This is a genomic window from Streptomyces sp. DSM 116793 (assembly GCF_057320905.1).
In genome coordinates this window covers 6,865,064-6,880,093 of sequence record NZ_CM170494.1, presented here as the reverse complement: position 1 = coordinate 6,880,093, position 15,030 = coordinate 6,865,064, and the positions used below count along the sequence as shown (strand labels likewise).

Below are 15,030 nucleotides of genomic sequence, written 5' to 3'. Positions count from 1 at the left end.
CATGGGAATACTCAGGTTTTACGGCCATGTCCCAAGTGTGTGGTCTGAGTGCTCTGGGTGGACTGTCGGTGCGTCAGTCTCCGGTGGTCAGGATGAGGTTGTCGAGGGGTTCTCCGGCCGCATAGCGGGACAACTGCGACGCTATCAGGCGCTTGGCGCGGGGGCCGAAGGCCGACGTGGGACCACCCACATGGGGACTGATGAGCACGCCCGGCGCGTGCCACAGGGGGTGGCCCGGGGGCAGCGGCTCGGGGTCGGTCACATCGAGGGCGGCGGTGATCCGGCCGGTCTCCAGTTCGGTGAGGAGCGCCTTGGTGTCGACGACGGGGCCGCGGGCGACGTTCACCAGAAGGGCGCCGTCCTTCATCCGGCCGAGGAATTCGGCATCCACCAGACCCCGGGTGGAGTCACTCAAAGGGGTGGTGAGGACCACCACGTCGGCCTCCGGCAGGAGGGCGGGGAGATCAGCGAGCTGATGCACGGGCCCGCGCTCGGTTGCGCGCGCGGAGCGCGCGATGCGCGTCACCCGCGCGACCTCAAAGGGCGCAAGCCGGTCCTCCACCGCCGAGCCGATGGCCCCGTAGCCCACGATCAGCACGGACTTGTCCGCGAGGGCCGGGTGGAAGCCGCCTCCCCAGTGGCCCGTCTGCTGCGCCCTGACGAAGCCGGGGATGCCCCGCAGCGAGGCGAGGATGAGCGCCAGGGCCAGCTCGGCGGTGCTGGCCTCGTGCACCCCGCGCGCGTTGCACAGCCGCACGCCGGGGCGCACGGCGTCCAGGTTCGCCAGGATGTCGTCCACCCCGGCCGTGAGCGTCTGGATCACCTCAAGGCCCGTCATGCGCTCCAGGGGCCGGGTACGGGTGCGGACGGGCTTCATGTACGGCACCACGTACACCGCGCACTCCGCCGGGTCGCCGGGGAACTCCTGCTCGCCGTCGTCACCGCCGTCCCAGAACCGGTAGGTGGGGCCCTCGGGGAGCCCGTCGATCTCCTGCGGGGGAATGGGAAGCCACACGTCTGAAGTCATGCTCTGGAGGCTAGAGCCTCCACCCCACCGGGCAGCGGAGCGGCCCCTGCCCGGGCCCGCCACCCCTGGGGGCGGAATGGCACATGCCAGGCATCCGAGGTTCACCACACGGGTGACGGAACCGTTCCGGCCAAGGGCGTGCCCGCTTCCGTCCGCACGGCGCGCGGGCGGCTCCCGCGGTGCCCGGGGCGGCTTCCCCGGTGCCCGGCCCCCCGGCGAGAATCGAGGCCCCATCCCGGTCATCCCGGCCACCCCGGCCACCCCGGCCACCCCGGCCACCCCGGCCACCCCGGCCACCTCGGCCACCTCGGCCACCTCGGCCACCTCGGCCACCTCGGCCACCTGCGAAAGGGACCAGCCGTGCGGCACGTACTGAACCTGTGGCGTCACCGGCTCGGAGAGGTGCCCGAGTCGGTCTGGCGGCGCACCGAGCTCCAGGTGCTGGTCCTCGCCGGCAACGGCCTCAGATCCCTCCCGCCGGAGATCGGGCGGATGCGCCGGCTGACCACCTTGGACCTCGGCCACAACGAGCTCGCGTCCGTGCCCGACGAACTGGGCGACCTCACCGGCCTCGACGACTGCCTCTACCTGCACGGCAACGCCCTCTCCCGGCTCCCGGACTCGCTGGGCAACCTGACGCGCCTGCGTTACCTCAACGTCGGCGAGAACGCCCTCACCGCGCTGCCCGAGGCCGTCGGCCGCATGACCGCCCTGGTCGAACTGCGGGCCCAGCACAACCGGCTGACCACGCTGCCCGACGGCATCGGCCGCCTGCGCGGCCTGCGCGAGCTGTGGCTCCGCGGCAACCTGATCGGGAACCTGCCGCCGTCCACAGCCGGCCTGCGCGAGCTGCGGCATCTGGACCTGCGGGAGAACGCACTGACGGAGCTCCCCAGGACGCTGGCCGGCCTGCCCCGCCTGCGCCACCTCGACCTGCGGGCCAACCGCATCGCGCGGCTGCCGGACTGGGTGGCCGCGATGCCCTCGCTGGAGAAACTGGACCTGCGCTGGAACCCGTGCGAGCCCGCGCGGGCGCTGCTGGGCGAGCTGGAGCGGCGGGGGTGCTTCGTGCTGACGTGAGCCGGGCGGCGGAGAGCTTCGTGCTCACGTGAGCCGGAGCGGCGGGGTGCTCGCGCTCACGTGAGTTCCCGCCCCGTCCCTGCGCCCTGAGTCCCCGGGCAGTGTAGGAACAGGAGTACCGCTGCGTCGAAGGGACCCATCGTGCATCGCTCAGCCGCGTCGGCCGCCTTGGTCGCCGTCGTCCTCCTCGCCGTCGCCGCCTGCTCCTCAGGCGGCGACTCCCACCCGCGGCAGACGAGAAGCGGCGAGGCGAGCCCCGCGCACCCGGGCTCCTCCGCCTCGGCCCGGGTCCCGGCAGCACCCCCGGACAAGGGCTCCGCAAAGGTGGTGCGCACCCTCACCGCGGATCTGAAGTCCCCCTGGGGCCTCGCGGAGCTGCCGGGCGGCGACCTGCTCGTCTCGTCACGGGACGAGGCCACCATCACCCGGGTCGACGCCAAGAGCGGCAGGAAGACGGAGGTCGGCTCGGTGCCCGGGGTGTCACCGGCCGGCGAGGGTGGCCTGCTCGGCATCACGCTCTCGCCGTCCTTCGCCTCGGACCACATGGTGTACGCCTACTTCACCACCGCGTCCGACAACCGCATCGTCCGCATGCCGTACGACGAGAAGCGGGCGCCCGGCGACCAGCTCGGCGCGCCCAGCACCCTGCTGCGCGGCATCCCGAAGGGCTTCATCCACAACGGGGGCCGGATCGCCTTCGGCCCGGACAAGTTGCTGTACGCGGGCACCGGCGAGTCGGGCGAGCGCGGCCGGGCCCAGGTGAAGACGGACCTCGGCGGCAAGATCCTCCGGATGACCCCGGACGGCCGCCCGGCCCCGGGCAACCCCTTCAGGAACGCGCCCTACGTCTACTCCTACGGGCACCGCAACGTGCAGGGCCTGGCCTGGGACACCCACCGCCGGCTGTGGGCCTCGGAGTTCGGACAGGACACCTGGGACGAGCTGAACCTGATCGAGCCGGGCGACAACTACGGATGGCCGGAAGTGGAGGGCAAGGGAGGCAGGAAGGGCTTCCACGACCCGGTGGCCCAGTGGCGGACATCGGAGGCCTCACCGAGCGGTATCGCCTATGCCGAGGGGAGCATCTGGATGGCGGCGCTGCGCGGCGAGCGGCTGTGGCGCATCCCTCTGGACGGCACGCACGTCTCGGCCGCCCCGCAGTCGTTCTTCAAGGGCACCCACGGCCGCCTGCGCACGGTCGCCCCGGCGGGCGGCGACAAGCTCTGGCTCACCACCAGCGAGACGGACACCCGGGGCACTCCGCAGCAGGGCGACGACCGGATCCTTGAGGTCCAGGTGAAGTAGGTCGGTGCGAAAGCGCCGGGCGGGGAACGGGTGCCGGCGGTCCGGTGCGCCTGCCGCGACGGGCACCGGCACGGGTGACGTGGCCGCGCGGGCGGGACGGCACCGGTGACGCGACCTGGGTGAGGGGACCGGCGTGTGCGCCGTGGCGTCTCCGCGTGGGCGGGCGTGTCGGCGTGGGCGCGGTGGCATCTCCCGGCCCGGCGGGCGAACCGGTGTGTGCGGCATGGCATCTCCGCGCCGACGGGGCCCCGGGTGGGCCGCCCAATCTCCGGGTCTAGGCCTCTTCTTGGGTGGGCTTGCGGACGACGACCTTGCCCGAGTCCAGGTCTATGGGGCCCCGTCCGGGGTCGCCCTCGTAGAGGTCGACCCGGGTGAGCTCCAGACGCTTGCGCTCTTCGTCGGTGTGCTTGCGGCCGGGTGCGAAGAGTTCCTCGATCAGGTTGAACACGCCGCCTCCCAGGGCCGAGTCCTCGCTTCAGCGTAAGCGAGCCCGGCCGGAAGCGGCGTGTCTCGCCGGTCACAGTCGGGGCGGGGCGCCGGTTCCGGGTCCGGGCGGGGCGCGCGGGGACGCGCGGGGACGGACGGACCAGGCGGCTGACCCCGGCTGTGGCGGTGCTGACCGGGCGAGCCCGGGCCCGCCCCGTACCACGCCCGGTCTGGGCCCGCCCCGTCGCGCCCAACCCGCACCGCGCCGCGCCCGCACCGCGCCCGACCCGCACCGTGGGTGAGGCGCCCGCCTCACGCCCGGCGGGCGACAGGGGTGGAGCTCCGTCCGGTGGTGAAGAGCTGTCGGCTGTGGGCCAGCGCGGCGGCCTCCCCGCGGCCGGAGACGCCCAGCTTGGCGAGGATGTTGGAGACGTGCACGCTGGCGGTCTTCGGGGAGATGAAGAGCTCCTCGGCGATCTGGCGGTTGGTGCGGCCGGCGGCGACCAGCCGCAGTACGTCACGCTCCCGGCTGGTGAGCCCCAGCGCCTCGGCCGGGTCGGCGGGGTCGCGGGCCGCCCCGCGGGTGAGGGCCAGCCGGCCCCGGTGGGCGAGCGCGGCGACGGCCTCGGCGAGCGGCCGGGCCCCCAGGTGCTCGGCCACCGCGCCGGCCTGCCGGAGCAGTTCGGCGGCGCGGTCCCGGTCGTCATCGCCGGCGCCGGCCGTGAGCAGGGCCTCCGCCAGCCGGTACCGGACGCGGGCGACGTCGTAGGGCCGCTCCAGGGGGCCGAAGGCGCAGAGCACCTCCAGCCAGCCGTCGGGGGCGGCCCGGCCCTCGGCGCGCAGCAGCTCCGCTCGCACCCACTGCGCATAGGCGTCCCAGACCGGGACGCCGGTGGCGAGTGACTTGGCGGCGCCCCTGATGCGCTCCAGGGCCTCGGCCCTGCCCGGCTCGGCGACGGGCAGGGTGCGGGCGTCGGCCTCCGTGGTCGCCGCGGCCAGCAGCAGGGGCCATGCGTACCGCTGGGTGCCGGGCGGAAAGCCGGCGGCGACGGCCTCCGCCAGCTCGGTGCGGGCGTCGAGGATGCGCCCCTCGCCCGCGGCGACGCCGATCGCGATGCGGGCGAGCGGTATGGACTGCTGGGGCATGCGGTCATGGGTGCCGTAGTGCCCGCGGGCGGCGGCGAGCCGGCGGGCCGCCTCGGCCATGTCGCCGCGGGCCAGGGCGAGATGGGCGAGGCGGGCCGCGCCGGCACCGCGGGGCTTGGCGCTGTGCCCGATGCGCTCGGCCCGCGCGGCGGCCTCCGCGGCCCTGTCCCAACGCCCCAGCGCATACAGCGACTCGGAGAGATTGCCCCACATCCAGGCCTCGGTGTCGCGCAGCCCGTACTTCCTGGTGAGCTGGAGGCCCTCCTCCAGGATGCCGACGGCCTCGCGGGAGCGGCCGACGCCCTCCAGCACGGAGGGGAGGTTCACATGGCTGCGGCTCACACAGCCGGCGATGCCCAGCTCGGTGACGCGGGCGGCGACGTCGTACATCTCGGCGAGGCCCTCCTCCACCTGGCCGGCGTCGACCATCAGGCCGCCCAGGGTGATGCGGGCGTGCATCTCGATGTCGCGGGCTCCGACCATATGGGCGTACTCCACGGCGCGCTCGGCGGCGGCGAGGCTCTCGTGGCCCGGCTCATGGAGCATCGACCAGTTGGCCACGTGGGCCAGCACCTCGGCGTGCACAGGGGACGGCGGCAGGCCGCGCACCAGGTCCTGCGCGGTGCCCAGCTCCCGCCAGCCGTCGCCGTGCGCGAGGCTCTGCACCAGGCGGGAGCGCTGGAGCCAGAACCAGGCGGCGCGCAGCGGGTCCTGACCGTCGGAGTCGTCCTCCTCCAGGAGCCGCAGCGCCCGCTTGGTGATCTTCAGGGCGCGCAGCCGCTCGCCGCAGAGCCGGCCGGCCACCGCGGCCTCGGCGAGCAGGTCGAGGAAGCGCAGCGGGGCGGTCCCGGGGTCGCAGCCGCAGGGGAGGTACGACTCGGCGTAGTCCACCGGGCGCAGCTCGGCGCGGACGGACTCCGGGGCGGCGTCCCACAGCTCCATGGCGCGCTCCAGCAGCCGCAGCTGCTCCGAGTACGCATGCCGACGGCGGGCCGCGACGGAGGCGCGGAGCACGGCGGGCAGTGCCTTGGCGGCGTCGTGCGCGTGGTACCAGTAGCTGGCGAGGCGGGTGGCGCGCTCGTCGCTGGGGACGACCGCGGGGTCGGCCTCCAGGGCCTCGGCGTAGCGGCGGTTGAGGCGGGAGCGCTCGCCGGGGAGCAGGTCGTCACTGACGGCCTCACGCACCAGGGAGTGGCGGAAGCGGTAGCCGTCGCCGTCGGGCGTGGCGGTGAGGATGCTGGCGCCGACGGCGGCTCTGAGTGCCTCGATCAGATCGTCCTCGGCGAGGCCCGCGACGGCCGCGAGGAGCGGGTACTCGACGGTGGAGCCGCCCTCGGCGGCGATCCGCACGGCACGCTGGGCGTGCGGCGGCAGCTGCTCGACGCGCACCAGGAGGAGGTCGCGGAGGGAGTCGGTGAGGCCGGCGCAGCCGCCGCCCTCGTGCGCGGCGACGGCCAGCTCCTCGACGAAGAACGCATTGCCGTCCGACCGCTCGAAGATCTCGTCGACGAGGTCCGGGGCCGGCTCGGCGGCGAGGATGCCGGCCAGTTGGCGGGTGACCTCGGCGCGGCTGAAGCGGCGCAGCTCGATACGGCGGACGGTGCGCAGCCGGTCCAGCTCGGCGAGCAGGGGGCGCAGCGGGTGGCGGCGGTGGATGTCGTCGGCGCGGAAGGTGGCGAGGATCAGGATGCGGTGGGTGCGCAGGGTGCGCAGCAGGAAGGCGAGCAGGTGCCGGGTGGAGGCGTCCGCCCAGTGCAGGTCCTCCAGGGCGAGGACCAGGGTGCGGCCGGTGGCCAGGCGCTCCAGGACGCGGGCGGTCAGCTCGAAGAGGCGGGCCATGTCCTCCTCGTCGTGCAGGCCGCGGGGGGCCTCGCCGAGCTCGGGGAGCAGCCGGGCGAGCTCGGCCTCCTGGCCCGCGGCGGCGGCCGCCATCTCCTCGGGCAGCTGTCTGCGCAGGGCGCGCAGGGCCGCGGAGAACGGCGCGAAGGGCAGTCCGTCCGCCCCGATCTCGATGCAGCCGCCGCAGGCGACGACCGCGCCCTCGCGCCGGGCGAACGCCGCGAACTCCTCCACGAGGCGGGTCTTGCCGACACCCGCCTCGCCGCCGAGCAGCAGCGCATACGGCTCCCCCGCGGGGCCCGGCTCGTCCGGAGCGCCCGCGACCGGCACGCCGGCGGGCCCGGTCTCCTGGGCGGGCGGCCGGTGGCCCGCGGCGCCGGTGGCACGGGCGAGAGCGGCGCGCAGCACCTCCAACTCGTCGGCGCGGCCGACGAACACCGGGCTGACGGATCTGGTCTCCACAGCGCCGAGCATGACACAGGGGTGTGACAGTGCGGCATCGCTTATCGCCGGTGCGGCATTCCCCACCGACGGGACGGCCGTGCTCGCCGGCGCTGCGGCCGTGCTCGCCGGCGCTGCGGGCGTCCTCGTCGGCGGTGCGGACTCATTCACCGACGGGGCGGCCTCACCCATCGCCCCTGGGCCCCCGCCCACGCGCGCGAACGCGACGGCTCCGCGCGCCGCGGCACGCGCCGCGGCCCCCCGTGCCGCGGCGCCCGCCGTGGGTCGCCCGTGTCCGCGCGCCGCCGGCGGCCGGCTGACGGCACCGTCCCCCCGCACGGTGCCGGCCGGGGCGCCGGCGGGGCTCATGCCGTACGGGGTGCGCAGGCGCGGGCCGGACTGGCGGCCTTGCCGCCGCCCTCGCGGGCCGGCGTGCCGCGCGCCCCGGATCCCGCCCGGCTTGCCTCGCGGGCCTCCCGCAGCAGCCGGCGCCGCTCGGCGGCGCGGATCAGGTCGGCCTCACGCGTCTGGAACACACTGAACTGAAACATGCGAACCCCCTGGGACGAGTCGGTCGTTCCGGCATCGCCGGCCATGGCCGGCGCGATGCCTCAAGACTCGTCTCCCAGGGGGTTCCGCCGCATCGGGAGAGTTCCGCATTGTGCGGACGGGGGATGCCTTAGCCGTGCCGTACGGCGTGCTCAGGGAGGTCCCGCACGACGTGCCCGGCCGTCGTGACCGGGGCCTGACATGGGCCGAGCGTCTAAGGCAGCGTCCAAGGCCCTCGGCTCCCCGCCCCGTCAGGAGGAGACCGAAGGCAGTCCCAGAATGGCGTCGGTGTACTTCAGGACGGCGAGCAGCAGTCCGATCACGCCCAGGCAGACGCCCGCCCAGGACACCGACTTGATCCACGTCGCCTGCTGCTCGCCCGGCGCCCCGAAGGCGGGCCTGGCCAGCACCACCACACCGACGATCAGCGCGGCCAGCGCGAAGATGCCGCTGACCAGCGCGGTGACATGCCACTGGTCGCCGTACACCTCGTGGATCTGCTTGGCGACGCTGGCACCTTGGGAGGTCTGGAGCTGCCCGATCAGCGATTCACGGGCGCCCGCGACGGTCCCGAGCCAGCTTCCGGTGAGCGAGACGAAACCGAGTCCCGCGGCCACCACCGCGCCGGCGCCCTGGGCGACCGCCGACGACGTCGGGGCGCCGCCGTCCTCTGCAGGGAAGGCGTAGTCGCCCGCGCCGGCATCGGCGCCTGCTCCGGCGCCCGGGGTCTCGCCCGCGCCGGAGCCCGCCCCCGCGCCCTCCTCGGAGCCGGCGCCGGAGCCCGCGTCCGTGCTGCCGCCCGGGGTGGCCGCGGTTCCGCGGTCCGCCGCGGGCTCACCGCCCTGCGGGGCCGGCGCGGCGTCCCCGGGTTCCTTCGGTGACCCGGCCGCCTGCTCGGCGCCGTCGGCCTCCGGGGGCTTCTTCGTGGGCTCCTCGCCCTTGCCTGCGGGCCCTTCCGGCCTGTCCATGCCCTGTCCCTTTTCGTTGTGCTGTCCGTCGTCCCGGATGCCCTCGGCCCCTTCCTTCGCGGCCTCGTCCGTGCTGGGCGTGCGGCCCGCGGAACGGGTCTCCGCCGCGGCTGCGTCAGTTGTCCTGAATGCCATGCAGCGCACCGTACGTACGGATTCTGAGAGCTTTCTTAATGATCGCCAGGCCCCCTCGGGGACCGGTTTCAACGCGCAGAGAGCCTAGGAGCGCCCGTATGTCGACTTGGTGAAAGGCAGCCGCACACCAGGCGAAATGTCCCACGGCACCCGTGGCGTCAGAGGCGCTCGCCGCGCCAGCATACGCACCCGCCCCCACGGCAACCCGCCGCGGGGGGCGACAACCACGGAACGCGCACCGCGGAAAGGGGTGCGGGAAGCGGCGCGCCGCTCTGCGCCGTACCCCGCGGCCCTTGCCGGGGTGGCTTCTGCCGGCTCCCGGGTTCCGGCCGGTGGCCGGCCGGGGGGCGCGACGCCCCGCGCCCCCTTGTCGGGCCACTTCCCGTCGGCTCCCGGGTTCCGGCCGGTGGCCGGTTGCGCTCCGACGACCAGGGAGAAACCCAGACCACCTGCACAACCTGGCCCCGCGTCACTCCCCCGCGACCGACGTCCCCGGCACCCCCGACGCCCCCGCCCCGGGCGCCGCCCCCGCCCCGGGCGCCGCCCCCGCCCCGGGCGCCGCCCCCGCCCCGGGCGGCCTGACGAGGCGGGCGACGGCCAGGACGATCGCATGGCGCCGCAGGGCGATCGCCTCGGCCGAGTCGGCGCCCTCCCCGAAGCCCTCGGGACTCCCCGGGCTCCAGGTGCTCGCCAGGGACAGGACCAGCGAGAGCAGCGTCTGCGGCGGAAGACCCGCGTCCACATGTCCTTCCGCCTGCGCCCGGGACAGCGCCCGCACCTTGGCGGAGTTCGCGGACGCCACCACCGGCAGCAGTTCCGTCGCACCCGGCCGCTCCAGGCTGTGCCAGCGGGCGAGCCGCATCAGCCGCGGGTGGGTCAGATAGAAGTCGTGGAGCGCTCCGGCGTAGCCCGGGAGGTCGTCGGGGGTGATCGGGACGGCGTTCTGCAACTCCTCGGCGGCCCGCGCGAAGACCGCGTCGAAGAGCCCCTCCTTGCTGCCGAAGTGCACGTAGATCAGGTTCTTGTTGCAGCCCGCCGCCGCGGCGATCCGGTCCACGCGCGCGCCCGCGATCCCGTGCGCGGCGAACTCCTCGCTCGCCGCTTGCAGGAGCCGGGCCTTGGTCGCTTGGGAGTCCCTGGGCATCCCCCCATGCTAATCGCAATGAGCCTCGGTGACTAACCAGATGGTCATCAACCTCGATAAGCCGCTTCCCACCCGTTGGCCCTGCCGTCTGAGCGCTTGCCACAACCGGTCAGCCAGGCGTACGGTCGAAGTAACTGGATAGTCAGTTACTTACCCCGACACCGGTTGCTTCACGATCACACTCTTTTCAGGAGCCCCTCATGGCACCCAGCAGTACCCCCGCCCCCGACTCCCGGGCCTGGTTCATCACCGGCAGCTCCCGGGGGCTCGGCCGTGCCATCACCGAGGCCGCGCTGGCGGCGGGACACCGCGTGACGGCCACGGCGCGCACCCCCGCACAGCTCGACGACCTGGTCGGGCGGTACGGTCCGGACCGCATCCGGGCAGTCGCCCTGGACGTCACCGACGGCGCGGCGGCGCGGACGGCGGTGGCCGAGGCCGCGGAGGCGTTCGGCCGGCTCGACGTCGTCGTCAACAACGCCGGCTATGGCGACGTCGCCGCCATCGAGGACGTCACGGACGAGTCGTTCCGGGCCCAGATGGACACCAACTTCTACGGCGTCTACCACGTCACCAAGGCGGCCCTGCCGATCCTGCGCGAACAGGGTGCGGGGCACATCATCCAGGTCTCCTCGAGCGGCGGCCGGATCACCACCCCCGGGCTCGCCGCGTACCAGAGCGCCAAGTGGGCCGTGGGCGGCTTCTCCGAGGTGCTGTCCAAGGAGGTACGGCCGCTGGGGATCAACGTCACGATCATCGAGCCCGGCGGCCTGCGCACCGACTGGGCGGGCTCCTCGATGCAGATCCCGCCGATCAGCGAGCCGTACCAGCAGTCCGTGGGGGTCAACGCCGAGTTGTTCCGGGGCATGGACGGCCGGCAGAACGGCGACCCGCACAAGGCCGCCGAGGTGATCCTCGGCCTGCCCGAGCTGCCGGAACCGCCGCTTCACCTGCTGCTGGGCTCCGACGCGTACCGGCTGGTCACCGAGGCGGACCGGCGGAAGGCCGCGGCGGACGAGGCGTGGCGCTCGCTGTCGGAGTCCATCGACTACGACAGCGACGCGCCGATCCCGCGGTTGCCGTGACCTCCGGCGGGACGCCCGGGGCGCCCGGGCGCGCCCCGGCGTACATACCCTCGGCCCTCACGCCGTCCTACGCGTGGGGGCCGCCCCCTGTGGGTGAGACCCCTGTGCGTGGAACCGCGCCCTCCGCGTAGGGGGTCGACCACCCGATCATCCTCCGCCGCTGCCCACGTCTGGCCCCCGGCCGGTCGACACCCTCCGCACGGCCCGACCGACCAGCACCGGCCTCACGGTCCGACCACCCAGCGCCGGCCTCACGGTCCGGCCGACCTGCACCCGCCCCGCCGTTCGGCCGACCTGCGCCCGCCCCGCGCCCCGGCCATTCGGTCTCCGCCGCCCTGCCGTTCCGTGCCAGGCCTGTCATGTCCCCCACCAGGCGGTGGGCTGACCAGGCGTCGTCGGTGGCGCCCGGTGGGCGGTGGGCGGCCTCGGCCTCCCGTTCGGCGCGCTCGGACGGGCGGGTGCGCTCGACGGCGATCATGGCCATGTCGTCGTTCAGCGCGCTGCCCGCGTACTCCAGGAGGTCGCTGGTGAGGAACTCCACCAGCATCTCGGGGCCGCCGGCCGCCCAGGCCACGATGCGGCTCGCCGTGGCGGCCCGGTCGGTCAGCGGGTAGAAGACGCCCTCGCGGTCCCGAGCCTCCGAGACACCGTCCGTGTAGAGCAGCACATGGCCCCCCTCCGGGAAGGGGAACGTCTGCGGGGCGTACGAACTCGCGGCGAGGCCGCCGAGGCCGAGCGGCGGCGCGGGGTGGCCCACGATCAGCGAGGTGGCCGTGCCGTCCCGCAGCAGCAGGGGCGGCGGGTGGCCGCAGCTCACCAGCCGGATGACGGGCTCCTCGTCGGGGATGTCCGCCACCACCGCCGTCACGAAGCGCTCCCCGACGTCGGTCTCCACCCCGGCCAGCTCGGACAGCCCCCAGTGGACGCTGCCCTCCAGATAGGCGACCAGTTCCGGCAGCGGCGACTGGCGGTGTGCCGCCGCCCGGAAGGCGCCGAGCATGATCGAGGTGTCGGTGATCGAGTCGAGGCCCTTGCCGCGCACGTCACCGATGAGCAGTCGGGTCGAGTGGGCGGTTCTGGCGAAGGCGAACAGGTCTCCGCCGATGCGGGTGTCGCGCTCGGCGGTGCGGTACTCCGTGGCGATGCCCAGCGGGCCCGCTCGTTCGGGCAACGGACGCAGCACGGCGCGCTGGGCGGTCTCGGAGATCAGTCTCGCCCGCCTCAGCTGGGTCCGGTGCGTCTCGCGGACATAGGTGAAGATCACCAGCAGGGGCGTGAGCAGGACCAGCGCCACGACCTCGGTGAGGACCTGTTCCGTCACCAGCGTGTCCCGCTCGACACCGGCCACTGCCTGCGCGGCCACCGCGAGAAGGCTCATCCCCGCGGTGGCCCAGGGGCCGGCGATCGCGGCCGTGAAGACGGGCGCCACCGTCAGCAGTGGCGCGATGTGCACATTCGGGTCCAGGAAGTAGTCGGCGACCGGAATGGCGACGATCAGCGCCAGCGGGGCGAGGATCAGGGGCCAGCCGCTCTTGGTGGGCTCGCCGAAGACCACGTCCGGAAACCGGAAGCTCATGCTTCCTGGATACACCCTCGGCACCCGAAGCGACTTTCCGGATATGTCGCCCGTACGGACCTGCGGTGCGCAGGGCCGGGAGGCGCGTGAGCCCCACCGGACGCGGCCCGCACGCGAGGGGTACCGCCGTTTCCGGCCGGTGGCGAGGGAACGCTGTGCTCCCGGTTGCCCCCGCGGTCACCGCGCCCCCTTTCCGGGGCGCGCCTCACCGCATGGTCTCCGTCTCCGGTAAGGAGTGCGGGAACCGCGCGTCGCTACGGCTGCCCGGGGGACGCCCCGGGGCACGGCCCCGACAGGGGCGCGGGGACCCCGGAGCGCGGCCCGGGGCGGGGAAGCGGCCGGGGCGCCGAGTCCTCCGCAGGAGCACGGCGCTGCACGGCTTCCGCGGGGACAGGGGACAGGGGCCCTCCACGGCCCCGCCGCGGCACGGCCTCCCGGGAGACGCTCCGTGCGGCTTGACGGCGCACGGCGGCCCTGCGGATCACACGCCCCTGGGGGCGCACCGCGGGGCCGCCGTGCTCGGGAACGTGGGCCGCCGGGCTCAGGCGTCGGTGACGCCCAGCTTCTCCAGGATCAGCTCCTTGACGCGGGCCGCGTCCGCCTGGCCCCTGGTCGCCTTCATGACCGCGCCGACCAGCGCGCCCGCGGCCGCCACCTTGCCGCCGCGGATCTTGTCGGCGACCGCCGCGTTGCCCGCGATCGCCTCCTCGACGGCGGCCGTGAGCGCACCCTCGTCCGAGACGACCTTCAGGCCGCGCTTCTCCACGACCTCGTCGGGGCCGCCCTCACCGGCGAGGACGCCCTCGATGACCTGGCGGGCCAGCTTGTCGTTGAGCGAGCCCTCCTTGACGAGGGCGGCGACCCGGGCCACGTGCTCGGGGGTGATCGGCAGGGCGCCGGGCTCGATACCCGTTTCGTTGGCGTGCCGGGCCAGCTCGCCCATCCACCACTTGCGGGCGGCGGCGGAGTCGGCGCCGGCCTCGATGGTCGCGACGATCGGCTCGATCGCGCCGGCGTTCAGGATCGACTGCATGTCGTGGGCCGAGACGCCCCACTCCTCGCGCAGGCGGTTGCGGCGCTGCAGCGGCAGCTCCGGCAGCCCCCGGCGCAGCTCGTCCACCCACTCGCGGGCCGGCGCGACCGGTACCAGGTCGGGCTCGGGGAAGTACCGGTAGTCCTCGGCCTCCTCCTTGACCCGGCCGGAGGTGGTGGTGCCCTGGTCCTCGTGGAAGTGCCGGGTCTCCTGGACGACGGTGGCGCCGGAGCGGAGCACCGCGGCGTGCCGCTGGATCTCGAACCGGGCGGCGCGCTCGACGCTGCGCAGGGAGTTGACGTTCTTCGTCTCGCTGCGGGTGCCGAACTTGTCGCTGCCCTTGGGCATCAGCGAGAGGTTCACGTCGCAGCGCATCTGGCCCATCTCCATACGGGCCTCGGAGACGCCCAGCGCCCTGATCAGCTCGCGCAGCTCGGCGACGTAGGCGCGGGCCACCTCGGGGGCGCGCTCCCCCGCCCCGACGATGGGCTTGGTGACGATCTCGATGAGCGGGATGCCCGCGCGGTTGTAGTCGAGCAGGGAGTGCGAGGCGCCGTGGATGCGGCCCGTGGCACCGCCCACATGGGTGGACTTCCCGGTGTCCTCCTCCATGTGGGCGCGCTCGATCTCCACCCGGAAGGTGGTGCCGTCCTCCAGCTGGACGTCCAGGTAGCCGTTGTAGGCGATCGGCTCGTCGTACTGCGAGGTCTGGAAGTTCTTCGGCATGTCCGGATAGAAGTAGTTCTTCCGGGCGAAGCGGCACCACTCGGCGATCTCGCAGTTCAGCGCGAGGCCGATCCGGATGGCGGACTCGACGCCGGTCGCGTTCATCACGGGCAGCGCGCCGGGCAGGCCGAGGCAGGTGGGACAGGTCTGCGAGTTGGGCGGCGCGCCCAGCTCGGTCGAGCACCCGCAGAACATCTTGGTCCTGGTGCCCAGCTCGACATGGACCTCCAGGCCCATGACGGGGTCGTACGACGCGAGGGCTTCCTCGTACGGCACCAGGTCGGTCGTGACAGTCACGGTGAAAACTTCCCTCTCAGCCCAGCAGGACGTCGTCGTCGCCCAGGCGCTTCAGCTCGCGGTAGAGGATGGCCAGGCCGGTGACGATGGCCGCGGCGGAGACTGCGGCGTCGACCAGCCGCAGCGTGTCGTTGTCCTGCCGGGCCAGCTTGGCCTGCTTGACCACGCTGACGGCGCCGAAGGCCGTGCTGGCGATCGACACGTACACGCCGGTCTTGGACTTCTTGAAGTTCTTGGCCTTCTTGGTCATTGC

The 15,030-nt window shown here is 74.0% G+C and carries 12 protein-coding genes; 3 read left to right on the top strand and 9 right to left on the bottom strand.

Annotated features, from left to right (window positions below; genetic code table 11):
• Nucleotides 1-73 precede the first annotated feature (73 nt).
• A complete protein-coding gene (locus ACSMXW_RS27075; protein WP_485800060.1) occupies nt 74-1,027 on the bottom strand; it encodes a 2-hydroxyacid dehydrogenase in 954 nt (317 codons plus the stop codon).
• A 360-nt stretch (nt 1,028-1,387) separates the two neighbouring features.
• Here ACSMXW_RS27075 and ACSMXW_RS27070 point away from each other — a divergent pair, with 360 nt between their 5' ends.
• Together ACSMXW_RS27070 and ACSMXW_RS27065 are read left to right on the top strand one after the other, a co-directional pair.
• The gene (locus ACSMXW_RS27070; RefSeq protein WP_485800059.1) at nt 1,388-2,107 is read left to right on the top strand and encodes a leucine-rich repeat domain-containing protein; all 720 of its coding nucleotides are present in this window, start codon (nt 1,388-1,390) and stop codon (nt 2,105-2,107) included.
• A 141-nt stretch (nt 2,108-2,248) separates the two neighbouring features.
• Nucleotides 2,249-3,412: a PQQ-dependent sugar dehydrogenase gene (locus tag ACSMXW_RS27065; RefSeq protein ID WP_485800058.1), complete on the top strand. Its 1,164-nt coding sequence runs from the start codon at nt 2,249-2,251 to the stop codon at nt 3,410-3,412.
• 274 nt (nt 3,413-3,686) lie between these two features.
• Here the strand turns inward: ACSMXW_RS27065 and ACSMXW_RS27060 are convergent, their stop codons facing one another.
• The 5 genes from ACSMXW_RS27060 to ACSMXW_RS27040 all read right to left on the bottom strand — a co-directional run bounded on the left by ACSMXW_RS27060 (nt 3,687) and on the right by ACSMXW_RS27040 (nt 10,060).
• The gene (locus tag ACSMXW_RS27060; RefSeq protein ID WP_485800057.1) at nt 3,687-3,860 is read right to left on the bottom strand and encodes a DUF6191 domain-containing protein; all 174 of its coding nucleotides are present in this window, start codon (nt 3,858-3,860) and stop codon (nt 3,687-3,689) included.
• Between the two features lie 290 nt (nt 3,861-4,150).
• A complete protein-coding gene (locus ACSMXW_RS27055) occupies nt 4,151-7,297 on the bottom strand; it encodes a helix-turn-helix transcriptional regulator (protein WP_485800056.1) in 3,147 nt (1,048 codons plus the stop codon).
• Nucleotides 7,298-7,629: 332 nt separating this feature from the next.
• A complete protein-coding gene (locus tag ACSMXW_RS27050; RefSeq protein ID WP_485800055.1) occupies nt 7,630-7,815 on the bottom strand; it encodes a hypothetical protein in 186 nt (61 codons plus the stop codon).
• A gap of 249 nt (nt 7,816-8,064) precedes the next feature.
• Nucleotides 8,065-8,781, bottom strand: a complete 717-nt coding sequence (locus ACSMXW_RS27045; protein WP_485808339.1) for a hypothetical protein — start codon at nt 8,779-8,781, stop codon at nt 8,065-8,067.
• Between the two features lie 604 nt (nt 8,782-9,385).
• A complete protein-coding gene (locus ACSMXW_RS27040; protein ID WP_485800054.1) occupies nt 9,386-10,060 on the bottom strand; it encodes a TetR/AcrR family transcriptional regulator in 675 nt (224 codons plus the stop codon).
• A 200-nt stretch (nt 10,061-10,260) separates the two neighbouring features.
• Between ACSMXW_RS27040 and ACSMXW_RS27035 the strand changes: the two genes are divergently transcribed.
• Nucleotides 10,261-11,145, top strand: coding sequence for an oxidoreductase (locus ACSMXW_RS27035; protein ID WP_485800053.1), 885 nt, complete (start codon nt 10,261-10,263; stop codon nt 11,143-11,145).
• A gap of 67 nt (nt 11,146-11,212) precedes the next feature.
• Here ACSMXW_RS27035 and ACSMXW_RS27030 read toward each other — a convergent pair whose 3' ends face one another.
• The 3 genes from ACSMXW_RS27030 to ACSMXW_RS27020 form a co-directional block, all read right to left on the bottom strand.
• Nucleotides 11,213-12,721: a PP2C family protein-serine/threonine phosphatase gene (locus tag ACSMXW_RS27030; RefSeq protein WP_485800052.1), complete on the bottom strand. Its 1,509-nt coding sequence runs from the start codon at nt 12,719-12,721 to the stop codon at nt 11,213-11,215.
• Between the two features lie 541 nt (nt 12,722-13,262).
• Nucleotides 13,263-14,777 (bottom strand): Asp-tRNA(Asn)/Glu-tRNA(Gln) amidotransferase subunit GatB, encoded by a 1,515-nt coding sequence (gatB, locus tag ACSMXW_RS27025; protein ID WP_485800051.1) that lies wholly within the window; start codon nt 14,775-14,777, stop codon nt 13,263-13,265.
• Nucleotides 14,778-14,793: 16 nt separating this feature from the next.
• Nucleotides 14,794-15,027 (bottom strand): hypothetical protein, encoded by a 234-nt coding sequence (locus ACSMXW_RS27020; RefSeq protein ID WP_485808337.1) that lies wholly within the window; start codon nt 15,025-15,027, stop codon nt 14,794-14,796.
• Nucleotides 15,028-15,030: the final 3 nt, after the last annotated feature.